The sequence below is a fragment of the Kitasatospora sp. NPDC096140 genome (assembly GCF_040303045.1).
In the GTDB taxonomy this organism is placed as follows: Bacteria; Actinomycetota; Actinomycetes; order Streptomycetales; family Streptomycetaceae; genus Kitasatospora.
Genome location: NZ_JBEOUW010000067.1, coordinates 11,643 through 34,150, shown reverse-complemented (window position 1 = coordinate 34,150; position 22,508 = coordinate 11,643). Strand labels below are relative to the sequence as shown.

Sequence of the window (22,508 nt, the reverse complement as noted above, 5' to 3'; positions counted from 1 at the left end):
CACCACCCCCGCCGCGGCCGTACCCGAGGTCGCCGGAGGACTCGCCGACTCCCTGTACGACACCGCCGAACGCACCCCCAACCTGGTCATCCTCAACCTTCGTGCCGCTCCCCTTGCCCGGCTCATGACAGGTCGGCAACCCTGAACTGCCGCCCCTCCCCCGGCCGCCCCCACGGCCGGGGCCGGCGTGTGAGTCGCCTGCCCGTCCCCCACGAAGGAGCAAGCATGCGCAACTTCCGGATACGCCTCGCCGCCGTCGCGGCCGCAGCCGCCCTCGCCGCCCCCGCGGCGCCGGCCACCGCCACGGCCGCCCAGGCGCTGTCGTTCCGCCCGCTGAGCTACAACACCAACGGCTACAACTGGGGCGGTTACGCCGCCCAGGGCAGCGGCTTCACCTCGGTCTCGGCGACCTGGACCGAGCCGCGCGCGACCTGCAACTCCACCAACGACCTGTACGCGCCCTGGGTCGGCATCGACGGGTACGGCTCCTCCAGCGTGGAGCAGACCGGCGTGGCGACGGACTGCTCCAGCGGCAGCCCGGTGAACCAGGCCTGGTACGAGATGTACCCGGCGGCCCCGGTGTACCTGAGCACCGGCTCGTACCCGGTGTCGGCCGGTGACTCCATCAGCGCCTCGGTGACGTACGCCGGCAGCAACAAGTACACCCTCAAGCTGACCGACTCCACGCGGGGCTGGACCTACACCACCACCAAGACCCTCTCCGCGCAGCGGACCAGCGCCGAGGTGATCATCGAGTCGCCGACCGGCTCGTACCCCAAGTTCGGGACCCTGAGCTTCACGTCGGCCACCGTCAACGGCAAGTCCCTCGGCTCCTACGGCCCGGTCGCGCTCGACCCCAGCGCGAACGGCACCTACGAGGCCCGCACCAGCGCGCTGAGCTCCGGCGGCACCAGCTTCACCGACACCTACCTGCACCAGTAGTCGCACCGATGCCGACGCGGCCCGCCCCCTCCGAGGAGGGAGCGGGCCGCACGCGTGCGACGTCCGGTACCGAACACCACCTCACAGGTTCTGGTGGCCGACGGCCTTGTGCTGGGCGTCGTACTCGTCGAGGGCGCTCATGTGGGACGCGGCGGGGACGGGGACGGCGTAGGCGGTGAAGTCGGTGCCGGGGACGGTGGCGGCGGTGACCGTGGTGGGGGCGGCGTTGCCGAAGGTCATCGTGGCGCCGACGACCGCCGCGGCGGGCTGGGCGAGGAAGAGGCGCGCGCCGTTGGGGAGGGTCCGCTCGCCGTACATGCCGCGGGGGCTCTGATCGGTGGGGCCCTTGACGCCCGCGCAGGCCCCGTAGGGGCTGTCGGCCCGGCCGTCGAAGACGGTCCGCAGGCACACCAGGCCGGCGGGCGTCTTCTCTCCGGGCGCGTAGTCGGCGGGGACGGTCGGGTAGTAGGTCAACGTCACCGACCAGGTGGCACCGTCCACCACGCCGCTGCCCACGGTCTGCGACAGTTCGCCCTCGACCGGCGGCGGCGGTGCGGCGGCGAACCGGACCCGCGGGGGCCCTGCCGGGTCCGGCACGTCCGGGAGGAGCGCGAGGAGACCGGCCCTGGCGCCGACCGCGACACCGGCCACGACGGCGGCGGCCGCGACGCCGGTCAGCACGCGGCGGCGGCGGGTACGGCGGGCCCGGCCCGACCGCAGGATCTCGGCGACCGGCGCGGGCGACGGGGTGACCCGCCCGGCCGAACGGGCCAGGGCCTCGTGGAGTCGATCGGTCATGGGGTCGCTCCCAGGAGGTCGGCGGCGTGGTCGAGCAGGGTGGGGTCGGAGCGCAGCCTGGCCAGCGCACGGGACGCCTGGCTCTTCACCGTGCCGACGCTGCACCCGAGTTCGTCGGCGACCTGCTCCAGGCTCAGGTCCTCCCAGTAGCGCAGTACCACCACGGCCCGCTGGCGTTCGGGCAGCCCGGCGAGGGCCGCGACCAGCAGGTCGCGGTCCTCGCCGGCGTGGGTGGCAGCCGGCGCCGGGGTGTCCGGCAGGAAGGGTGTCAGCAGCTGGCTGACCCTCCGCCGCCGGTGCCGGCTGCGGTTGTTGTTCACCAGTGCGCGTCGCAGATAGCTCGCGGCGGTGTCCGGGTCGATCCGCCGCCAGTGCGGATACGCCTTCGCGAGGGTGGTCTGCACCAGGTCCTCGGCCTCGTGGAAGTCACCGGTGAGCAGATAGGCGGTCTGCACCAGTGCCCCCCAACGGGCCACCACGAACGCGCTGAAGCCGGCGTCCTCGCCTGCTCGCTCGTCCTTGCCTGCTCGCTCTTGGCCGCTGCGCACGGAAATGGGCGTCCTTCGGGTCGGTGAGGGGGTCAGAAGTCCTGGTGGCCGACGGTCTTGTGCTGGGCGTCGTACTCGTCGAGGGCGCTCATCCGGGACGCGGCGGGGACGGGGACGGCGTAGGCGGTGAAGTCGGTGCCGGGGACGGTGACGGTGGTGACCGTGGTGGGGGCGGCGTTGCCGAAGGTCATCGTGGCGCCGACGACCGCCGCGGCGGGCTGGGCGATGAACAGGCGCGCGCCGTTGGGGAGGGTCCGCTCGCCGTACATGCCGCGGGGGCTCTGGTCGGTGGGGCCCTTGACGCCCGCGCAGTCGCCGTAGCGGCTGTTCGCCCGACCGTCGAGGACGGTCCGCAGGCACACCAGGCCGGCGCGGGTCTTCACGCCGGGTGCGTAGTCGGCGGGGGTGGTCGGGTAGTAGGTCAGCGTCACCGACCAGGCGGTGCCGTCCACCACACCGCTGCCCACGGTCGCCGCCCGCGGCTCGGCGGCCGCCGCCGGGGTGACGGGTGCGGCGGTGGGGTCGGTGTTGGTGACGGGTGCGGCGGCGGCCGTGGCCGTCGCGGTGGCGATCGCCGGGGCGAGCGGATCGGCGGCCGCCGGGGCGGACGCGGCGCCGGCGGACGTGCTCAGGGCGAGGCCCGCCAGCGCCACGGCGGCCGCAGCGGCAGCGGCGAGCTTCGTGGTCCGTGCCTGGGTCATGGATCCTCCTGGATCGTGCAAGGGATGTACGGCAGGAGCGGCGCCTCTCCACCCATGAGTACTCCCGCCCAGGCGAACGGGTTGCACGCGTCGATCAGCGGCGCACCACGGGCCCGACGCCTCTCGCCCGGGTGCGCGCCAGTGGGCCGGAAGCGTCAAGCGGATCGACGGATCGCACACCAGAGGGTGAATGTTCGCATGCCTAGCGTGCTTGCCGGGTAACGCCTTGCTCGACCTGCTCCGAACCTCAGGAGGGATCCGCCGCCATGGCGAAGACCAAGCAGAAGGCCCGGGTCTTTGTGACCAAGGACTACACGATCTTCAACCACAACGGAGATCTGTGGATCGAAGACGGAACGAAGATCGCCACCGACGGTGGCTTCAACGGCAACTACGACTGGGAAGCGGACGAGAAGCGCTGGGTCGGGGCCGGACTCACCGGCAAAGCCAAGTACTTCTACAAGATCCTTGAGCCCGACGGCCACAAGGGCAAGTACATCGACGGCGATGACATCGACTGGGAGACGAAGAAGAGCTGACCCCGCGACACGGTGGCCGGTCGGGCTTCCGAACTGCACCGGTGGCCCGCTCCCTGCGCACAGGGAGCGGGCCACCGGGCGTACGGCCTCAGGCGAGGTGGGCGGCGAGCAGCGGGGCGCACTCCTCCGGGCGTTCGAGGAGGGGGAGGTGGCCGGTCTCGGTCAGCGTCTCCAGCCGGCAGTGCGGGACGGTGTCGCGCAGCAGCTCGGCGTTGCGGGTGAAGGCGGGCATGTCCTCGTCGCCGAGCACGACCAGCGTGCGGGCGGTGATGCGGCGCAGGTCGTCCGCGGTGTGCCGGTGGGCGGTGAGGGCGTCCATGGCGCGGTTGCCGAGTTCGGCCCAGCTGTGACGCACGACCACCGAGCGCAGCGCGGCGCGCAGGGCGGGGTGCCGCTCGGTGCCGGTGAAGATGTCCGGCGGGGACTGCATCCAGAGGTCGGCCAGCTGTTCGCCGGGCCCGGCGAAGCGGTGGAGCATCGTCAGCTGGCGGTAGCGGACCCTCGCGGAGTCCTCGTTGGGGGTGCCGGCCAGGGTGGGTGCGGCGAGGACCAGGCGGTCCAGCAACGACGGTTCCTGGAGGGCCAGTTGGACAGCCGACAGGGAGCCGAAGGAGAGCCCGACCAGCCGCCGGGCGCCGGTCTCCTTCGCGACCTCGGCCAGCTGCCCAGCCAGGGCCGGGAGCGTCAGGCCCGGGGTGAGCGGGGCGGAGCCGCCGTGGCCGGGGAGGTCGACGCCGATGTGGGTCCAGCCGGGGAGGCGGTCCCACAGGGGCTGCCAGGTGGTGGAGTCCATGGTGTAGCCGTGGAGCCACAGCACGGCCGGGCCGTCACCGTGGCGGTGCAGGTGCAGGTTCGGGCCCTCAGGCATCGCGGCCTCCGGAGAAGTCGGCGCAGAACCGGCGGAAGGCGAGCACCGGCTCGTCGCGGGCGTCGTAGCGCGGTGTCATCGCGTGGTCCAGGTGCTCCCAGACCACCTTGTCCTCGGCGAGCGCCTTCTCGCTGCCGGCGAGCAGGGCCGGCAGCGCGGCCCGCTGGTTCTCGCGCACACCGATGGCGACCCGGGCGACGCAGCCGCCGTCCTCGGTGGGCACCGAGCCGGTGACGATCACCTGCCGTTCCGCCTCGGGGCCGAACTCGGTGACCACCACGTTGGGGCTGAACGCCTGGGCGTGGAAGCGCGGCTTGAAGTCCCACCGCACCCGGCCGGTGCGGACGGCCTCCCAGCGGATCTCCTCCAGCGTGCGGGCGTCCTGCCAGGGCGAGGTCTGCATCAGGAACTCGCCCTCGATGACCAGTTCGCCGCTCCCGCCGTCGCGCGCGGTCATCCCGCGGGTGCCGGGGACGCCGTGCACGGCCTTGAAGTGGTCGGGGTCGAAGGCGTTCTCGACCACGTACTCGGACGGCACCGCGACCGGCAGGCTGACGGCGGCGACCAGCGGGTACTCGTCCTCCCAGCCCTTCACCGCCCGCTCGAAGCCGCGGTCGCCGTCCGGGTCGTCGGAGAGCCGGACGAACAGCGCGTCGCCCCAGGTCAGCACCCGGTGTTCGGCGACCGACCAGTGCTTGGACGGGTCGCCGAGGGCGATCCGCTTGCCGTGGAAGGGGCAGACCAGGCAGTCGCCCTCGCGCCGCCCGCCGTGGCCCAGGTGGGCGCCGCGGTGCGGGCAGGAGGCGTCCAGGACGCGCACCCGCTCCCCCTCGCGGACGGCGATCAGGCGGTGCGGGCCGACGGCCAACGGGGTGATCTCGTCGGTCAGTTCGGTGAGGAAGGCCAGCAGGTACCAGCCGTGGTGCACAGTCATCGGACTCACGTTCATCGGGTTGCCAGTGCCTTGAGGACCTGTTCGGCGGCCCGTTCCCCGCTCGCCAGGGCGCCCTGCACCCAGGGCAGCCGCTCGCCGGAGACGGTCGCCTCGCCGGCGAAGAAGAGCGTGCCGTCCACCGGCTCCGCCCACTCCCGGGCGGCGTCCTCCAGCCCGGCCCGGGGCGCGGTGAACGCCCCGGCGGCGTACGGGTCCCGGCCCCAGTCGGCGACGGCGAGGTCCGTGACGGCGGCGCCGGAGGTCCAGGGCAGGGCGGTGGCCAGCAGGGCGGCCAGGGCCGCGCGGTCGGCGACGGCCGCGCGCAGCTCGGCGGCGGCGTCCGCCTTGGCGACGACCAGGGCTTCGGGGCGGCCGGCGGTGCAGCGGACGAAGCCGGTGCGGCCGTCCACGTCGAAGACGATCATCGTGTCGGGCGCGGGCCGGTCGAGCGTGGCCACGGCGCAGCAGCCGTCCCCGGCGGGGAGCCGGCCGGCGGCCGCGCGCTTGTCGGCGGGCAGCCCGGCGATCCCGCCGAGCGCCGCCGGCGGGGCGGTGAGCACGAGAGCGCGGGCGGCGGCCGTCCCGGCGTCGGTCCGTACGGTGACCCGCCCGGGTTCGTGCGCCAGCTCCCGGACGGGCTCGCCGAGCCGCACCGCCAGGCCCTCGGCCAGCCGCTCCGGCAGCCGGGCGAAGCCGCCGTCGACGGCGAACTCGCCCTCGCCGACGTCGTCCCGGCGGTGTGCCTCGGCGACGGCGGCGGCGCTCAGCCCGTCCGGGTCGGCCGCCCAGTTCTGCCGGAACCACTCGGTGGCGGCCGCGGCCTCCGGGCCGGTGCTGCCCTGGGCGCGCAGCCAGGTGCCGACGGACAGGCCGGTGATGCCGGGCGCGCGCTGCAGCATGGCCTCCAGCTGCCAGGGCGCGCGGCGGCCCCGGCTGAGCGCGCCCATCTCGCGGTTGGCGCCGTCCTCGACGATCCGGGCGCTGACCCGGCGCGGTACGGCGGTGGTGCCGCCGGGGCCGACCAGCTCGTGCACCGGGTTGCGGTCCCCGTGCACCACCTGGGCGCCGAGCTCCAGCGGCGGGCCGCCGTCGGCGGGGTGGAAGGTGTGGATCCGGCCGCCGACGCGCTCCCTGGCCTCGTACACCACGACGCGCCGCCCGGCCCGCTGCAGCAGCCGGGCGCAGTTCAGGCCGGACGGGCCGGCGCCCACCACGATGACGTCGTACGCGCTCACCGCTCACCCCCGAGGTCGACCGGGAACGCCCGCAGGCGGCGCGGCACCAGGCAGAGGTCCCAGTCCGGGGGGCCGGCCGGGCCGCGCAGGGCGGGGAAGCGGCGGAGCAGCCGGGGCAGCAGCAGGGCCGCGGTCTGCCGGACCAGCGGGGCGGCGAGGCAGAAGTGCGGGCCGCCGCCGAAGCCGAGGTGCGGGTTGGGGCTGCGGTCCAGGCGGAGTCCGTCCGGGTCGGCGAAGACGTCCGGGTCGCGGTTGGCGGCGGTGAGCACGGCGAGGACCCGGGCGCCGGGCGGCAGGACGCCGCCGTTCAGCTCGACCCGGTCGGTGGTGACCCGGGCGGTGAACGGGATCGGTGCCTCCAGCCGGAGCAGTTCGTCCACCGCGAGGCGGGCGAGGTCCTCGTCGGCCCCGGCGAGCCGGGCGACCGCCGCGCGGTCGGGCAGCAGCAGGTGCAGGGCGTTGCCGATGGACTCGGCGAGGGGCTGCCAGCCGCCGATCACGGCCAGGCTGAGGACGCCCAGCATCTCGGCACGGCTCAGCCGGTCGTCGGCGGCCAGGGCGGTCAGCGGCAGCTCGGCCCCCTCGCGGACGACCCGGGCGGTGTGCCTGTCGAGGTAGTGGGTGAGTGCGCCGGCGGCGCTGCGGCCGAGGGCGGCGCGGGCGGGCGGCACCATCGGGTCGAGGTTGACGGAGGCAGCCCGGGCGAGTGCCTCGAAGCGGGTGAACTCCGCCGCGGGGAGCCCGAAGAGGCGGGCGTAGACGGCGGTGGCGAGCCGTCGGCCGATGTCGACGACGGCGTCCACCGGCCGGTCGAGGGGAAGGGCGTCGAGCAGCGCGTCCACGTCGGCGGCGAGGCCCGCGCCGAGCGGGCGGACGGCGGCCGGCCCCAGGAGCAGCGCCCCCGGGGCCCGGAGCCGGTGGTGGTCGGGCGGGTCGGTGGTGAGCATGGACGGCGGCAGGGCGTCGTCGCGGGCGCGTTCGCGCTGGCCCTGCGCGGCCGAGAAGCGCGGGTCGCGCAGGACGGTCGCGCAGTCGGCGTGCGCGGTGACCAGCCAGAGCCGGGACGCGGCGTCGTAGTGCACCGGGTCGTTGGCCCTCAGCCACCGGTACGCCGGGTGCGGGTTCGCGCGCCCGGCCGGGGCGAACGGGTGGATCAGGTGCTCGGGCAGTCGCACCGTCGCCGTCGTCATGGGTGCAGCCCCCAAAGTCTCAGCGGACCCGGGGTCCGCGCCAGCGGAAGGAGAAGGCGGTCAGCAGCAGGCCGGCCAGCGACCAGGCGGTGAGGACCATCGCGATGTGCCCCAGCTCCCAGTTCCCGGCCGGTTCGACGACGGTGAAGGAGTCCGGCAGGAACACCGACCGGAAGCCCTGGGCCATCCACTTGACCGGGAAGAACGCGGCCACCGTCTGCATCCAGGCGGGCAGTTGGCCGAACGGGAAGAACACGCCGGAGATGAACTGCAGCACCATGAAGACCGGGGTGACGATCGCCGCGGCCGACCGGCTGTTGGGGATCAGCGCCGAGTAGGCGGCACCGGCCATCGCGCAGGCGACGGTGCCGAGGGCGAGGTCCCAGCCGAGGGTGAACCAGCGCTCCGGGGTGCTGGGCAGCGGCAGGCCGAACAGGGCCAGCGCGATGCCGATCAGCAGCACGGTCTCCAGCGCGGTGGTGACGATGACCCGTACCAGCTTGCCGACGAAGTAGGCGGACTTGGGCATCGGGGTCATCGCGAGCCGCCGGACGGTGCCGGTGTCCCGCTCGATCGCGATGTTGATCGCCAGGCCGGAGAAGGCGGTGCTCATCACGCCGGCGGCGATGATGCCGGCCATGAACACCAGCTTGACGTCCGTGTCGGTGCCGGCCACCTTGCCCGAGAAGATCGAGCCGAAGACGACCAGCAGGATCACCGGGAACATCAGGGTGAAGACCAGCGACTGCTTGTTCCGGAAGAACGCCCGCAGCTCGACCTTGGAGCGGGCCGCGCCGGCCCGCAGGATGCCGGGCATCCGGCCGGCCCGCCGGGGCGTCGTGGTGCCGCCGGCGGTCCCGGTGGCCGGGGCGGTCGCGGTGGGTTGGGTGAGGGTCATCGCTCGGCCGCCTCGTGGGTGATGCTCTGGCTGGTGTCGGCGCCGCGGTCGGTACCGTCGGCGTGCTCCCGGATGAGGTCCAGGTAGACGTCCTCCAGGGTCGGCCGGTGCACCCGCAGCTCGGGCAGCTCGCCGACCCCTGCCAGGTGCGCCCACGGGACCAGCGCCGCGAGCAGCGCGGTCGGGGCGTGCGTGGCGATCCGGAGCACGCCGTCCACCCCCACCGGGGCCGGTTCGGCCCCGGGTGGCAGCGGCGGCAGCGTGCGGCCGGCCAGCTCCGGCGGAATCCGGAAGGAGACCGTGGTCGGAGTCTGCGAACGGCCGCCGAACTCGACCAGCGGTCCGCACTGGACCACCCGGCCGGCGACGATCACCGCGGCGCGCTCGCACAGCGCCTCGGCCTCGTCCAGGTAGTGCGTGGTGAGCACGGTGGTGCGACCGCGCTCGGAGAAGTAGCGGACCAGCTCCCAGGCCTCCCGGCGAGCCACCGGGTCCAACCCGGTGGTGGGTTCGTCGAGGAAGATCAGGTCCGGGTCGCCGACGATGCCCACCGCGACGTCGAGCCGACGGGCCTGGCCTCCGGAGAGGTCCGCGCTCTGCTTCTTCTCGTGCTTGCCCAGTCCGACCATGTCGATGACCTGGCCGACCGGGAGCGGGTTCGGGTAGAACGCCGCGAAGTGCTCGACGACCTCGCGGACCGTCAGGTCCGAGTAGGCGCCGGTGGTCTGCGGGACGACCCCGATCCTGGCGCGCCACTCGCGCCGGTCCTCGGCTGGGTCACAGCCGAGGACCCGCACGTCACCGCCGGTTCGCTGGCGGACGCCCTCCAGGATTTCGACGGTCGTCGTCTTGCCCGCGCCGTTCGGCCCGAGCAGGGCGAAGACCTCTCCCTGGTGGATGTCCAGATCCAGACCCTGGACCGCGTGCCAGTCGCCGTAACTCTTGCGCAGGCCGCGGACTGAGACGGGGTGTTCCCCGACGGCAGTCGCCACTGTGGATCGCTCCTCTGTGGGGTGTTCAGGCCGACCTGGTGCTCAGGTCGACCGGCCGGGCGCTCTGCCCGGCGGGCGGGTTTCCCGGCTGGATCAGGTGCAGCAGCAGCACGGGCAGCAGCAGGAGTTGCCGCCGGCCGCGATGTCCGACAGGTCGCCCTCGCTCAGCTCGGCGGTGTCGATCTGCGGGGTCTCCGGGATGTGGAACTCGTAGCGACCGGTCGCCAGACCGATCTCGAAGAGCTCGACCTGCACCTCCAGGTTGCCCTCCTGCTCGCCCTCGGCGGCAGTCGAGACGATGACGATCTCGGCGTCGGCCGGGAGCTCCAGGCCGGCCTCGGCGAGGGCGGCGCGGGCGTCGGTACGCAGGCGGGCCGCGTACTCCTCGCTCGACCAGGCGCTGATCAGGGCACGGGTGTAGCCGTTGACGAACTCGGCCCGCTTCCTCTGGTCCAAAGCCATGTGACTTTTCCTTTTCTCGGTATCCGGTGTTTGCCGGCGGCCCTTCCCGGCGCCGCCTGCAAATGAAGAATGACACGGCCGCAATCGGCCGCCAAGACCTCATTTCCGGTGCCGGGACTAAGTATTGAGCACATGCGGCAGGTGCGGTAGATTTCAGCCGTCACACGCCCATGAATACGTATCAGAATACGCATCGGAATACGCATCCGAATACGCACCGGGAAATGCCGAGTACGTATCCCGGAGCCGAGTACGCATTCCGGAGTCCCGGGTAAGCATCGAGAGGAATCACGGGGGTGGTCCGCACCGTGCCTACGCACACCGTCCCGCCAGGCCCTGCCGACGACGTCGACATGGCGCTGATGAGGGAGTCGCCGCTCGACTTCATCACCGACCTGGCCCGCCGCTACGGCGACATCACCCGCCACCGTGCGGACGGCGACACCGTCTACCTGCTCAACCGTCCCGAGTACGCCAAGCACGTGCTCAAGGACAACGGCGCCAACTACACCAAGGAGGGCACCCCGGACGACGCCATGCTGCGTCCGCTGCTCGGCAACGGGCTGCTGACCAGCAACGGCGCCGACTGGGCCCGCCAACGGCACCTGACCGCACCGGCGTTCCGCCCGAGCGCGGTGCGCAGCTTCGACACCATCGTCACCGACGCCACCGCCGGCATGCTGGAGCGCTGGCGCCCGTCCGTCGAGTCCGGCGCCCCGCTGGAGGTGGACCAGCACTTCACCGCGCTCACCCTCGGCATCCTGACCCACGCCATCCTCGGCGCCGACATCGACGGCATCGGCGAGGGCTTCGGCCGCGCGGTGGACGCCGTCAACCGCTGCATCGGCCACTACGTGCCGAACCCCGACCCCGACCCGGCCGACACCGCCCGCCGGTTCGCCGACTTCGGCCGGGCCCGGGTGTTCCTCAACACCGTCACCCGCACCCTGATCGCCTCCCGCCGCGCGGGCGGCAGCAGCACCGCCGGCGGCGACCTGCTGGACACCATGATGTCCGGCGACCACCTGGTCTCCGACGAGGACCTGCGCGACCAGGTGCTGACCATCGTGATGGCCGGCCACGAGACCACCGCCAAGTCCCTGACCTGGACGCTCTACCTGCTCGACCGCCACCCCGAGGAGCTCGCCAAGGTCCGCGAAGAGGTCGACCGGGTCCTCGGCGGCCGCCCGCCGACCGCGGCCGACCTCCAGGACCTGCCGGCCTGCCGCCGGGCCATCCAGGAGGCGATGCGGCTCTACCCGCCGGTCTGGCTGATCTCCCGCCGGGCCGTCGAGCACGACGTCATCGGCGGGTACGACGTCGAGCCCGGCACCCTGGTGTGCGTCAGCCAGTGGGTGCTGCACCGCCACCCCGGCCACTGGGACGCCCCGGACGCGTACCGCCCGGACCGCTTCGACGGCGCCACCCTCCCCAGCCACCTCTACCTGCCGTTCGGCGGCGGCGACCGGATCTGCGTCGGACAGCACTTCGCGATGCTGGAGGCCGTCCTGGTGCTCGCCACGCTGCTGCAGTCGGTCCGGCTGGAACTGGTCGAGGGCTTCCCCGTGGAGCCCGAGGCCCTGGTCACCCTCCGCCCCAAGCACGGCATGACGATGATCGCGAGGCCCCGATGAGCACAGCCGTCCGCCCCGTCGGCGGGTCCTACGACCCGGCCCGCACCACCGGCGGCGGCCTCGCCGCCGAACTCGACCGGCTGGAGGCGCAGGCCGCGCTCTCCTTCCCCGAGGAGCTGCGCATCCTGCGCGAGCTCGGGATGGGGGACGGCGCCACCGAGCCCGGGACCGGCACCGGCGCCACCGTGCTCGAACTCGGCGCCGGGCCGGGCGCGGTGACCCGGCGGCTGCGCGCCGCGCTGCCCGCCGGGACGGCCCTGATCGCGGCCGACATCGACGGCGAGCTGCTCGCCCACGCGGCCGGCCCCGGCGTCACCCTGCTGGTCGCCGACGGCGCCGACCTGCCGCTGCCGGACGCGAGCGTGGACTTCGTCCTGCTCCGCTACGTCCTGCAGCACGTCCCCGACCCGGCCGCCGTCCTGGCCGAGGCCCGCCGGGTACTGAAGCCCGGCGGGCGGGTCGCCTGCACCGAGGTCGACTCCGCGCTGTGGGGCGCGGCCGAGCCCTCGTACCCCGAACTCGCGGGCGTGCACGCCAAGATGGCGGCCGCCCAGCGCGCCGACGGCGGCGACCGGTCGATCGGCCGGCGGCTGCCCCGGCTGCTGCGCGCGGCCGGCTTCGACGAGGTCGTGCTGCGCCCCTTCGCCACCACCAACGACGACCACCCCACCGACGCCTTCGCCCCCCAGCTCGGGCCGCAGCGCCTGGAGCCGCTGGTGGCCCGGGGCGTCCTCTCCCTGGCCGAACTCGCCCTCGCCGCGGACCGCTGGAACCGCTTCCGGTCGGACCCCGACGCCTGGGTGATGCTGCTCGGCCTCACCGCCGCCGCGACCGCACCCGCGGGCCGCGGACCGCAGGAAACCGCCTGACCACACCGAGAACCGCAGCCCCGGAAGGAATCGCCATGCACCCCAAGGTCAAGATCTTCATCACCATCTTCTGCTACATCAGCGCCGTCGCCGGCCTGATCACCGCCGTGATGGACGCCAGCCACAAGCCCGCCCAGACCACCGACGCGGTCGTCGCCGGCGTGCTCGGCGTCGCCTTCCTGCTGGGCGGTCTGGCGCTGACCCGGAAGCCGCGCTACTGACGGTGGTGTCGACGCCGGGTCGCTTAGCAGCACAACGGGTCGGGGGGTAGGGCTTCGAAAAGCCCTACCCCCCGACCCGTTCCCGCTACCGGCTAGCGCGACCGGCGCAGCGGGTTGATCACCCCGAACGCCCCGGTCAGCGTGGACGGGTCGACGAAGGAGCCGCCCGGCCCGTGCGTCCGGCGGAAGTTGTCGACCAGCCCGCGGAACGACGGGTCCACCGTCACCCGGTACGCGGCCAGCAGGTTGACCCGCTCCGGCGTGGACAACTCCTGCTCGGCGCGCAGCTGGTGGCTGCGGGACAGGTGGTACATGCCCTCGACGGTGTACCCGGCGTCCAGCCAGCCCTGCCACAGCCCGTCGCGGTCCGCCTCCTGCCCGGCGAAGTACGCCAGGGCGCGCGGCCGCGGCTCGGTCGGCGCGGCCGTGGCCGGCACCGGCTCGGCGCGCAGCTCGACCCGCCGCCCGCACAGGTACAGCACCGCGACGCCCTTGCGCACGCAGAAGTTGAGCGCCTCCGCGGCCTGGTCGACGACCGCCTCGGCCTTGTCGTTGAGCGAGGTGTTGCACAGGATCGGCACCCCGGTCGCCGCCCGGAACGCGTCCAGCGCCCGGTGCAGCCGCGGGTTGGACTCGGCGGTGACCGTCTGGTGCCGGGCCGAGCCGTCCAGGTGGACGATCGCGGGCACCAGCTCCCGCACCTCCGGACGGACCTGGACCGCCTCCAGCATGTACGGCGACTCGCGGTCCGAGGCGAACCACTCGCCGGTGTGCTCGGCCATCACCATCGGCGCGACCGGGCGCCACCACTGGCGCCGCTTGTACGCGTTCAGCAGGTCCTTGACCTTCTGCGAGCGCGGGTCGCCGATCAGGCTGCGGTGGCCCAGCGCACGCGGCCCGAGCTCCGCCCGGCCGTCCACCCAGGCGATCACGCCGTCCGAGACGTCGGCGACGAACCGCTCCGCCTCGAAGTCCGTCACCGAGGCGATCCACGGCGCGAACTCGGCCAGCGCCTCCTCGACGTCCGTGACGTCCCGGCCGTAGTACGGCGAGACGATCCGCAGCCCGGAGTCCGCCAGCGCGCCGGCCCCGTAGAGGCCGAGCAGGCCGAGGCCGATGCCCTGGCCGGAGTCGTTGGCGCACGGCGGGGTGACCAGGCCCTTGAAGCCGAACCGGTCCATCAGCAGCGTGTTGGTGGGGCAGTTGAGCGCGTAGCCGCCGCTGGTGGACAGGTGGGTGTCCTCGGCGCGGATGCCGCCGACCTCCAGCAGCCGCTCCACGTTGCGGATCGCGACGCCCTCGCAGCAGCGCTGGACGACCTTCATCACCGCGCTGCGCAGGTGGTCCTCGCGGCTGAGCGAGTCGTCCAGCTCGACGCCGGCCAGCTGCTCCTCGGCGGCGGCCACCACCGCGCGGACCAGGTCGTGCGCGGCCTTCCACGGCTGGGTGGCGGAACCGCCGAAGAAGGTGACGTCCGCGATGGCGGCCTCGGCGTCGAACTCGATCGCCGCGGTCGAGGCCGTGGCCAGCGCCATCAGCGAGCCGGGCTCCAGGCCGAACACCGTCTCGGCGGCGGTGTACAGCGGGCCGGGGGACTCCACCGGCTCGAAGGTGATCCGCCCCTGCTTCACCACGCAGCCGGCGTACCAGTAGGTGTTCGGACGGCTCTCCTGCGCGTAGTCGGGCAGCGCGTCGATCGCCATGCCGACGATCTGCCCGTCACGGAACAGCGGGAGGTCCCGCAGCACCCCGCTGAACAGGTGCGCCAGGCTGTGCAGCGGGAACTCCTCCGCCCCTGCGGGCTTCGGCACCGGCTGCGCCTTCGGCAGCCCCGGCGTGCCCCAGGTCGCCGTCACGTCGTCGAGGGTGAGCCCCTCCTCGGCCAGCAGTGCCGACAGGAACGCCTCGGCCCGGCCCTCGGTGTACAGCGGCCAGAAGTGGTGCTTCTGCCCGCTGACCCGCTCCAGTTCCCACACCCGCACCAGTTCGACGTCCGCGTCGTCCCGGCGCCACAGCGCGACGTTCTGGTCGTGCCGGACCGAGAAGACCGCACCCGGCCCCGGCGGCGTGAGATAGGCGGAAAGGAAATGCTCGGCCACGGTTACCTCTTCTTCCTCGGTCTGCGCAGGAGGAGGTAATTCCGGCCCGTTCGCGAGGGGATTCCCGCACCCCGCCCAGGGCCGGCCGCCTGCCCCCGGCACCAGCGACTACGCGGCCATTCGACCACGCCCGCCGAGACCCGGTACATACTGAAATCCCCCTTTACGCACGCCGCGTACGCATGCGCAGCGCCCCGTCGGCGGCGCTCGCCGACGGGGCGGGGACAGGCGGGAAAGGGGACGGGCGGGAAAGGCGACGGGCGGGAAGGGAGCGGAGAGGGACGGGCGGCTACCGGGCCCGCGGTTCCGGGCCCAGGCCCGCGAGTTCCAGCAGGAACGCCTTGACCTCGGTGGCCTCCAGGGCGTCCCGGGCCGCCGTGGGATCGCTGCAGAGCAGCACCGGGCCCTCGTCCGGGTGGGCGGGCAGCCGCCCGTGGCTGCCGCGGACCGGGGACGGGTCCAGCGGCACGACGTCCATCCGGTAGCGCAGGCCGACCTTCTTGCGCAGCAGGGCGCCGCCCGCCCGCAGCCGGGCGGTGCGGTCGGCCGGGTCGAAGAACAGCTCGGCCGGGTCGTAGCCGGGCTTGCGGTGGATCTCGACGGTGGGCGCGAAGTCCGGGGCGAGGGCGTCGTCGAGCCAGTAGTAGTAGGTGAACCAGGCGCGGGGGGCGGCGACGGCGACGAGGTCGCCGGAGCGTTCGTGGTCGAGGCCGTGCTCCTTCTTGGCCGCCTCGTCCAGCACGGTGTCGATGCCGTCCACGCCTTCGAGCAGCTCCTGCACGCGGTCCCGGTCGGTCCGGTCGCGGACGTAGACGTGCGCGAGCTGGTGGTCGGCGACGGCGAACGCCCTGGAGGTCCACGGGTCCAGGTACTCCATGCCGTCCTGGGTGTGGACGTTCAGCAGGCCCGCCCGGCGCAGCACCCGGTTGATGTCCACCGGCCGGTCGACGGCGGTGATGCCGTACTCGCTGAGGACGACGACCGTGACGTCCTGCGCGGCCGCGTCGGCCAGCAGCGGGCGCAGCGCCCAGTCGATCTCGGCGGCCGCGTCGGCGGCCTGGGGGGAGTCCGGGCCGAAGCGCTGCAGGTCGTAGTCCAGGTGCGGTACGTAGACCAGGGTGAGGTCGGGGCGGTGGTCCCGGAGGATCTGCCGGGAGGCGCCGACGATCCACTGCGAGGAGGGCAGTCCGGCCGTCGGCCCCCAGTAGGTGAAGAGCGGGAACTCGCCGAGCCTGGCCGTGAGTTCGTCGTGCAGGCCGGGCGGCCTGGTGTAGCAGTCGGGCTCCTTGCGGCCGTCCGCGTAGTAGATCGGGCGGGGGGTGACCGTCCAGTCCACGTCGGCGCCCATCGCGTACCACCAGCAGACGTTGGCGACGGTGTACCCGGGTTTGCGCCGGCGGGCCGCGTCCCAGAGTTTGTCGCCGCCGACCAGGGCGTTGTGCTGGCGCCACAGCAGCACCTCGCCGAGGTCGCGGAAGTACCAGCCGTTGCCCACGACGCCGTGGCCGGCGGGGAGTTCGCCGGTGAGGAAGGTGGACTGGACGGAGCAGGTGACGGCGGGCAGGACGGTGCCGAGCGGGGCGCTGAAGCCGCGGTCGGCGAGTCCGGCGAGGGTGGGCATGTGGCGGAGCAGGGCCGGGGTGAGCCCGACCACGTCCACCACCAGCAGCCGTTTCATGAGTCCGTCTCCTTGAGTCCCAGGCGCTGCAGTTCGACGCGCGTCCAGTCGAGTTCCCCGGCGATTCCGCCGACCGGGTCGGGTGCCCCGGCGGTTGCGCCGGCCGTGCGGGCTGCGGCGGACGCGTCGGGCGCCCGCCGTTCCGGGCCGGGCGGCAGCACCGGCCAGGTGTAGGTCTCGACCTCGATGTGGTCGACCGCCGCCCGGGGGCCGCCCAGCAGCAGGCCGAGCGTCTCCCGGAGCACCGGGCCGGTGCTCGCCAGCGGCGCGGCCGGTCCGGCACCCAGCGGGACGTGGAAGTGGACCCGCCAGGGGTGCTCCCCCGGCAGCGGATCCGGCCCGGCCAGGGCCTGGTCCAGGTCGTCCCGGCGCAGCAGGCCGTCCGCGCCGGGCTCCCGGGTCTGGTGCAGGAACCGCGGCTCCGCGTACGGCTCCAGGGCGGTGCGCCCGGCGGCGCTGCGCGGGCGGTCCGCGACGAGGGCGGCGGACGCCTGCAGCTTGACCACCTCCAGGCCGGCCGCGGCGAGCCGGTCGAGCGCGGCGGCCGGCTCCTCGTGCTCGACCGCGAGGTGGCAGGCGTCCAGGCAGACGCCCAGGTGCGGGCCGGCCGCGTCGGCGAGCTCGCGGACGGCGTCGGCCGTCGACTCGACGACGCAGCCGGGTTCGGGCTCGAACCCGACCCGCAGGAGGCGCCCGGTGCTCCCGGAGATCCGGGCGAGCTCCCGGGCGAGCCGGTCGAGCTGCCGGCGGGCCGGGTCGGCGTGCCGCGGCGTCCAGTCGGCGCGCCAGCCGAGCGGGAGGGTGGAGATGCTGCCGCGCCGGGCGTCGTCCGGGAGGAGTTCGGTGAGCACCCGGGCCAGGTCCAGGGTGTAGCGCAGGCGTTCCGGGTCGGCCCAGTCCGGCCGGTACACCCGGTGCTTGACGACGGCCCCGCCGAAGCCGCGGTAGGGGAAGCCGTTGAGGGTCACCACCTCCAGGCCGCGGGCGTCGAGGTCGGCGCGCAGGCGGCGCAGCGCGGCGCCGTCGGCGAGGAGTTCGTCCAGGACGGGGCGGGCCAGCCAGAGGCCGAGGCCGAGCCGGTCGACGCCGAGGCGTTCGCGGACCGGCTCGCCGTACCGGCCGAGCTGGTCCCGGACCCCGGCCAGGTCCTCCGCCGGGTGGACGTTGGTGCAGTAGGCGAGGTGGACGGTGGTGCCGTCCGGGTGCCGGAAGCGCACGGGCTACCGCACCGCCCCGGGCGCGGGTGCGCCGCCGCGCAGGACGGAGTTGCCCTCGTGCAGCCCGGTGGCGTCGACGGCCGGCTCGCTGAGGTCGAGGCGGCCGCTCTGCCCGTAGAAGGCCACCGGGTTCTCCCAGAGCAGCTGCTCGACGTCGGCCTCGGTGAACCCGGCGAGCAGCATGGTGTCGCCGACCTTCCGGGTCTTCAGCGGGTCGCTGTTGCCCCAGTCCGCCGCGGAGTTGACCAGCATCCCGGTGAGGCCGTACTCGGCGAGGATCGCGGCCATCCGGGGCTCGTCCATCTTGGTGTCCGGGTAGACGGAGAAGCCGGCCCAGCAGCCGGAGTCCCGCACCATGGCGACGGTGACCTCGTTGAGGTGGTCCAGGACGACCAGCGCGGGGTCGATGCCGGACTCGCGCACCACGTCCAGGGTGCGGCGGGTGCCGGCCGCCTTGTCGCGGTGCGGGGTGTGCACCAGCACCGGCAGGTGGTGCTCCACCGCGAGGGCGAGCTGGGCGGCGAGCGCCTCGTCCTCCTCGGCGGTCATCGAGTCGTAGCCGATCTCGCCGATCGCCACGACCTGGTCCTTCTCCAGGTAGCGCGGGAGCAGGTCCAGGACCTCGCGCAGCCGCGGGTCGTTGGCCTCCTTGGGGTTGAGGGCGAGGGCGCAGTGGTGCCGGATGCCGAACTGGGCGGCCCGGAAGGGCTCCCAGCCGATCAGGGCGTCGAAGTAGTCGACGAAGCTGCCGACGCTGGTCCGCGGCTGGCCGAGCCAGAACGACGGCTCCACCAGGGCCCGTACGCCCGCGGCGCTCATCGCCGCGTAGTCGTCGGTGGTCCGGGAGGTCATGTGGATGTGCGGGTCGAAGATGCGCATGGCGGTGGGTTCCTTCGGTGCGGGGAGGCCGGGCGGGTCAGGACACTCGGTGGGCGTGCAGGACGGACTCGATGTCGGCCGGCACGGCCCGGCCCGCGGCGCGCCGCTCGGTGCCGAAGTCGTCCAGCATCCGCAGGAGTTCGGTGTCCGCACGGTCGGCCAGGCCGGCCACCAGGGCCAGCGGGACGCCGGTGAAGACGCACTTGAGCACGGCCTGCCGCCAGGCGGCCTGGTCCAGCCGGCGGGCGGCGTAGTCGCCCAGCGCGGCGGCGATCAGGCGCAGGTCGTTGGTGCGCAGGGCGTCCCGGACCAGGGGCAGCGCGCCGTCGCCGAGGCCGTACGGGCCCGCCCCGGGCAGCTGCTCGTCCGTGGTGCGGTGGTCGAGCACGCTCAACGCGCGTAGCACGGCCCGGCGTTCGGCGGTGTCGCCGCCCCGGTACAGCGCGGTCAGTTCGGCCACCAGTGCCTCGCCGCGCAGCGGCAGGGCCGCGAGCAGCAGGGTGCGGACGGCGTCCTCGACCTGCCAGCGGGCCAGTGGGTGGTCGGCTCCGTCGTCGCGGCCGGCCGGCTGCAGGTCGCCCCGGCCGCCGTGCCGGGCGGCGCCCGGGAAGGCCGTGCGGACCGCTTCCGGTCCGGCGGCCGCCGCGGCCAGCCGCCCGCGCAGCCAGTCGTCGGCCTGCGGCGTCAGCCGGTCGGCCAGCGCCTCGCGCAGCCGGGTCGTGCTCCATTCGGGTTCCGTCATCGCGCCGTCTCCATCGTCATCGCGGGCCGGGCGGCGGCCGCGCGCAGGAATTCCAGTGAGCGCCGGGCCACGCCGGGGCCGTCGTGGCTGTGCCGCGGCAGTTCGACGCTGATCAGCCCGCGGTAGCCGGCCGCGCCGAGGGCGGCCAGCACCGGCGGGAAGTCGATCTCGCCGTGGCCGAACTCCAGGTGCTCGTGCCGGCCGCGCCGCATGTCCTCGATCTGGACGTTGACCAGCCGGTCGGCGACCAGGTCGACGCACTCCGGGACGGACCGCGGCTCCAGGCAGCGGCAGTGGCCGATGTCCAGGGTGATCCCGAGCCGGCCCGGTGCGCCGGCCCCGTCCAACCGGGCCAGCAGCCGCCGGGCGGAGTCGAGGGTGTCCACGAACATGCCGGGTTCGGGTTCGATGCCGACCACGACCCGCTGCTGCTCGGCGGCCCGCAGCACCGGCTCGCAGCCGCGCAGCAGCCGCTCCCACAGCAGCCCTTCCGGGACGCCGGCGGGGGCGGTGCCGCTCCAGAACGAGACCGCCTCGGCGCCCAGTTCGGCGCCGATCCGCACCGCGGTGGTCAGCAGCCGCACCCGGCGTTCGGCGCCCTCGTCACTGAGCATGGTCGGCTGGTGCTTGCGGCGGGGGTCGAGCAGGTAGCGGGCGCCGGTCTCGACGACCACGGCCAGTCCGAGCCGTTGGAGCAGCGCCGCCGTCCGCTCCACCTCGTGGACGAGGCCGGGGGCGAGCGGGTCGAGGTGGGCGTGGTCCAGGGTCAGCGCGACCCCGTCGTAGCCGAGGTCGGCGAGCAGGCGCAGCGCGTCCGGGAGCCGGTTGTCGGTGAGTCCGTTGGTGCCGAAGCCGAAGCGCGGTGGCGGCGGCCCGGTGTGCCGGTGCGTCATGTCGGGGACACCTTCCGGGCGAGGCGGCGGGCCAGCGACACGGCGAGGACGGGCGCCAGGGCGACGCCGCGGGCGCCGGCGGCGGCGGACAGCGCGGCCTGCAGCGGCGCCATCGCGTGGATGCCGGCCCCGACGGCCCGGCGGACCCGCACCGGGGAGGGCGCCCGGACGGCGGCGAGCTGGGCCGGGGCGGCGGTGGCGAGGTAGCCGGCGGCGAGCAGGCCGGTCAGCGCCCGCCCGGCGGCTCCCCGGCGGCGGCCCAGGGCGAGGACCGTCCCGGCGACGAGGCCGCCGGCCGCCAGGGTGGCCCGGGGCAGGGCGGGGGTGGCGCCGTGGACCTCGCGCCGGCTGAGCACGGTCAGCGCCGCGGTGTGCCCGGCCAGCACCAGCGCGGACGGCAGGGCCGCGCGGACCCGGCCGCTGCCGGCGGCGCCGGAGAGCACGTCCAGGCCGCGGGCGGCCGCCATCGCGGCCGGTCCGGCCGGAGTGTCCTTGAGCACCAGGTCGTAGAGCCAGACGGTGCCGGCCAGCGGGACGGCCACCCGCAGCGCGGCGGCGCCGCCCGCGGCCGCGGCCAGGGCGAGCCCGGCGGCGGTGAGGCCGGTGGCGACGGCCAGCGCGGTCCCCGGGGTGACCCGCCCGGACGGGATCGGCCGCTCGGGCCGCTCGACGGCGTCCAGCTCGCGGTCGGCGTAGTCGTTGAGGGCCATCCCGCCCCAGTAGAGGCAGACCGAGGAGGCGGCCCGCAGGGCGGTGCGCGGCCCGGTGGGCAGGCCGGCCGCGGCGGTGCCGAGCAGGACGTCGCCGGGCACGGAGAGCGCGGCGGGCGCGCGGACCAGCTCCAGCAGGTCGCCCACCCCGGTCGGTGCGGGCCCGGCCGCCGGGCCGGTGGCGACGCCGACCGCCCCGGGCCCGGCCAGGAGGAGGCTCACCGCACCGCCTCCGGTCCGAGCGCCCAGTCGCGCAGCCGCTGGTACTGCGCGGCGAGTTCGTGGGTGGTGCCCGCGACCGGGTCCTTGAAGAAGAACCCCAGTTCGGCGACCGGCCCCGCCACGCCGCGGCGGTGGGCGAGCGCCGCGAACCGGGCCAGGTCGAGGACCAGCGGCGCGGCCAGCGTCGAGTCGCAGCCCTCCCAGGTGAACTGGAGCGTCATCCGCACCCCGAGGAAGCCCTCGAAGCCGATGTGGTCCCAGGCCGTCTTCCACTCGCCGAGCGCCGGCACGTTGTGGATGTGCACGCCGCCCTCGACGGGGTGGCCGAGCGTCTCCTCCAGGACGCGCCGCTTGGAGCCGACCTTGCTGCGGGCCCGGTCCGGCTCGGCGAGGGCCGCGCCGTCGCCGCCGCCCAGCAGGTTGGTGCCGGACCAACTGCGCACCCGCAGCGCCCGTTTGGCGAACATCGGGGCGAGCACCGACTTGACCAGGGTCTCCCCGGTCTTGCCGTCGCTGCCCGCGTACGGCAGCCCGTTCTCCCGGGCGATCGCGTCCAGGGCGGGGATCCGGGCCCCGGTGGACGGGGTGAAGTCCACGTAGGCGCAGTCCGCCAGCAGGGCCGCGTACGCGTAGACCGCGCTGTAGGGCAGCGGGGCGCGGCCCGCGGCGAGGGCCTCGCGCAGGGCGCCGGGCGTGGCCCAGGCGGGGTCGGGGTCGGTGCTCGGCTCGGTGGTGGCGACGTTGACCACGACGACCCGGTCGAGGCGGTGGCGGTTCCGGAAGTCCCGGAGGTCCGCGGCGAGCCGGTCGACCAGTTCGGCCTGCGGGAGGTCCTCCCCGGTGGGGACGGTCCGGATCTCTTCCTCGGCGGCGGCCAGTTCGGCCGCCAGCGGCGGCAGCAGGACGCCCGGCAGCACGCCGGCGTCGACGAGCCGTTCGGCGCGTTTGGCCAGCGGTTCGGTGGCGGTGTCGTGCCCGCCGAAGACCAGCCCGTCGAAGCCGGGCAGGTCCAGTTCCGCGAAGTCCGGCAGGCTGCTGACGCAGCCGGTCGGTTCGGCGAGCCCTGCCGCGATCGCCGCCGCGCCGACCACCGCGGTGGTCGCCACCGATCCGCGGGCCCCGACCAGCCAGACGCCGGTCCTGTGCTGTTCCGTGTTCATCCTGGTCCTTCCGCTGCTGGGACCGCCGCCGGAACGGCCGGGAGACGAAGGCCTGCTCCCCGGGGGTGCGCCCCCGG

The 22,508-nt window shown here is 74.4% G+C and carries 23 protein-coding genes; 5 read left to right on the top strand and 18 right to left on the bottom strand.

Annotated features, from left to right (window positions below; all coding sequences use genetic code 11):
- The first annotated feature begins 225 nt into the window (after positions 1-225).
- Entirely contained in the window at positions 226-942 is a 717-nt protein-coding gene (locus ABT048_RS39100; protein ID WP_350526408.1) for a G1 family glutamic endopeptidase, read from the top strand.
- A gap of 81 nt (positions 943-1,023) precedes the next feature.
- Here the strand turns inward: ABT048_RS39100 and ABT048_RS39095 are convergent, their stop codons facing one another.
- From ABT048_RS39095 to ABT048_RS39085, 3 genes are read right to left on the bottom strand one after another with little or no spacing between them, the layout of a single operon-like run.
- Positions 1,024-1,740 carry a hypothetical protein gene (locus ABT048_RS39095; RefSeq protein WP_350526407.1) on the bottom strand — a complete coding sequence of 239 codons (717 nt, stop codon included), beginning with the start codon at positions 1,738-1,740 and terminating at the stop codon, positions 1,024-1,026.
- Positions 1,737-2,288: a SigE family RNA polymerase sigma factor gene (locus tag ABT048_RS39090; protein ID WP_350526406.1), complete on the bottom strand. Its 552-nt coding sequence runs from the start codon at positions 2,286-2,288 to the stop codon at positions 1,737-1,739. The genes ABT048_RS39095 and ABT048_RS39090 overlap by 4 nt, the downstream gene beginning before the upstream one ends.
- A 32-nt stretch (positions 2,289-2,320) precedes the next feature.
- On the bottom strand, positions 2,321-2,989 hold the full coding sequence (locus ABT048_RS39085; protein ID WP_350526405.1) for a hypothetical protein: 669 nt from the start codon (positions 2,987-2,989) through the stop codon (positions 2,321-2,323).
- Positions 2,990-3,255: 266 nt separating this feature from the next.
- Here ABT048_RS39085 and ABT048_RS39080 point away from each other — a divergent pair, with 266 nt between their 5' ends.
- Positions 3,256-3,528: a hypothetical protein gene (locus ABT048_RS39080; protein ID WP_350526404.1), complete on the top strand. Its 273-nt coding sequence runs from the start codon at positions 3,256-3,258 to the stop codon at positions 3,526-3,528.
- Positions 3,529-3,616: 88 nt separating this feature from the next.
- Here the strand turns inward: ABT048_RS39080 and ABT048_RS39075 are convergent, their stop codons facing one another.
- The 7 genes from ABT048_RS39075 to ABT048_RS39045 form a co-directional block, all read right to left on the bottom strand.
- Positions 3,617-4,396: an alpha/beta fold hydrolase gene (locus tag ABT048_RS39075; RefSeq protein WP_350526403.1), complete on the bottom strand. Its 780-nt coding sequence runs from the start codon at positions 4,394-4,396 to the stop codon at positions 3,617-3,619.
- Complete coding sequence (locus ABT048_RS39070) at positions 4,389-5,330, bottom strand: Rieske 2Fe-2S domain-containing protein (RefSeq protein ID WP_350526402.1); 942 nt, start codon at positions 5,328-5,330, stop codon at positions 4,389-4,391. Before ABT048_RS39070 ends, ABT048_RS39075 begins: the two co-directional genes overlap by 8 nt.
- Positions 5,331-5,341: 11 nt before the next feature.
- Entirely contained in the window at positions 5,342-6,565 is a 1,224-nt protein-coding gene (locus ABT048_RS39065; RefSeq protein ID WP_350526401.1) for a flavin monoamine oxidase family protein, read from the bottom strand.
- Positions 6,562-7,755 carry a cytochrome P450 gene (locus ABT048_RS39060; protein ID WP_350526400.1) on the bottom strand — a complete coding sequence of 398 codons (1,194 nt, stop codon included), beginning with the start codon at positions 7,753-7,755 and terminating at the stop codon, positions 6,562-6,564. Before ABT048_RS39060 ends, ABT048_RS39065 begins: the two co-directional genes overlap by 4 nt.
- Positions 7,756-7,774: 19 nt before the next feature.
- Complete coding sequence (locus ABT048_RS39055) at positions 7,775-8,653, bottom strand: ABC transporter permease (RefSeq protein ID WP_350526399.1); 879 nt, start codon at positions 8,651-8,653, stop codon at positions 7,775-7,777.
- Positions 8,650-9,645, bottom strand: coding sequence for an ABC transporter ATP-binding protein (locus ABT048_RS39050; protein WP_350526398.1), 996 nt, complete (start codon positions 9,643-9,645; stop codon positions 8,650-8,652). The genes ABT048_RS39055 and ABT048_RS39050 overlap by 4 nt, the downstream gene beginning before the upstream one ends.
- A gap of 93 nt (positions 9,646-9,738) precedes the next feature.
- A complete protein-coding gene (locus tag ABT048_RS39045) occupies positions 9,739-10,107 on the bottom strand; it encodes a hypothetical protein (protein ID WP_350526397.1) in 369 nt (122 codons plus the stop codon).
- A gap of 353 nt (positions 10,108-10,460) precedes the next feature.
- Between ABT048_RS39045 and ABT048_RS39040 the strand changes: the two genes are divergently transcribed.
- Genes ABT048_RS39040 through ABT048_RS39030 form a run of 3 tightly spaced genes read left to right on the top strand, consistent with a single transcriptional unit; the run spans position 10,461 to position 12,831 of the window.
- Positions 10,461-11,741, top strand: a complete 1,281-nt coding sequence (locus tag ABT048_RS39040; RefSeq protein WP_350526396.1) for a cytochrome P450 — start codon at positions 10,461-10,463, stop codon at positions 11,739-11,741.
- Positions 11,738-12,610, top strand: coding sequence for a class I SAM-dependent methyltransferase (locus tag ABT048_RS39035; RefSeq protein WP_350526395.1), 873 nt, complete (start codon positions 11,738-11,740; stop codon positions 12,608-12,610). Before ABT048_RS39040 ends, ABT048_RS39035 begins: the two co-directional genes overlap by 4 nt.
- A gap of 35 nt (positions 12,611-12,645) precedes the next feature.
- Positions 12,646-12,831 carry a hypothetical protein gene (locus ABT048_RS39030; protein WP_030245889.1) on the top strand — a complete coding sequence of 62 codons (186 nt, stop codon included), beginning with the start codon at positions 12,646-12,648 and terminating at the stop codon, positions 12,829-12,831.
- 92 nt (positions 12,832-12,923) lie between these two features.
- On the opposite strand, the gene ABT048_RS39025 is transcribed toward ABT048_RS39030, so the two are convergent.
- From ABT048_RS39025 to ABT048_RS38990, 8 genes are all read right to left on the bottom strand, one after another.
- Positions 12,924-14,930, bottom strand: coding sequence for a carbamoyltransferase C-terminal domain-containing protein (locus ABT048_RS39025; RefSeq protein WP_350526394.1), 2,007 nt, complete (start codon positions 14,928-14,930; stop codon positions 12,924-12,926).
- A gap of 289 nt (positions 14,931-15,219) precedes the next feature.
- Positions 15,220-16,608, bottom strand: a complete 1,389-nt coding sequence (locus tag ABT048_RS39020; protein ID WP_350526393.1) for an alkaline phosphatase family protein — start codon at positions 16,606-16,608, stop codon at positions 15,220-15,222.
- Positions 16,605-17,825, bottom strand: a complete 1,221-nt coding sequence (gene eboE, locus ABT048_RS39015) for a metabolite traffic protein EboE (RefSeq protein WP_350526392.1) — start codon at positions 17,823-17,825, stop codon at positions 16,605-16,607. The genes ABT048_RS39020 and eboE overlap by 4 nt, the downstream gene beginning before the upstream one ends.
- A gap of 3 nt (positions 17,826-17,828) precedes the next feature.
- Entirely contained in the window at positions 17,829-18,704 is an 876-nt protein-coding gene (locus ABT048_RS39010) for a TatD family hydrolase (protein WP_350526391.1), read from the bottom strand.
- Between the two features lie 37 nt (positions 18,705-18,741).
- A complete protein-coding gene (locus ABT048_RS39005) occupies positions 18,742-19,446 on the bottom strand; it encodes an EboA domain-containing protein (protein WP_350526390.1) in 705 nt (234 codons plus the stop codon).
- The gene (locus tag ABT048_RS39000; protein WP_350526389.1) at positions 19,443-20,339 is read right to left on the bottom strand and encodes a sugar phosphate isomerase/epimerase family protein; all 897 of its coding nucleotides are present in this window, start codon (positions 20,337-20,339) and stop codon (positions 19,443-19,445) included. Before ABT048_RS39000 ends, ABT048_RS39005 begins: the two co-directional genes overlap by 4 nt.
- Complete coding sequence (locus ABT048_RS38995) at positions 20,336-21,271, bottom strand: SCO3242 family prenyltransferase (RefSeq protein WP_502894129.1); 936 nt, start codon at positions 21,269-21,271, stop codon at positions 20,336-20,338. The genes ABT048_RS39000 and ABT048_RS38995 overlap by 4 nt, the downstream gene beginning before the upstream one ends.
- The gene (locus ABT048_RS38990; RefSeq protein WP_350526388.1) at positions 21,268-22,431 is read right to left on the bottom strand and encodes an inositol-3-phosphate synthase; all 1,164 of its coding nucleotides are present in this window, start codon (positions 22,429-22,431) and stop codon (positions 21,268-21,270) included. Before ABT048_RS38990 ends, ABT048_RS38995 begins: the two co-directional genes overlap by 4 nt.
- Positions 22,432-22,508: the final 77 nt, after the last annotated feature.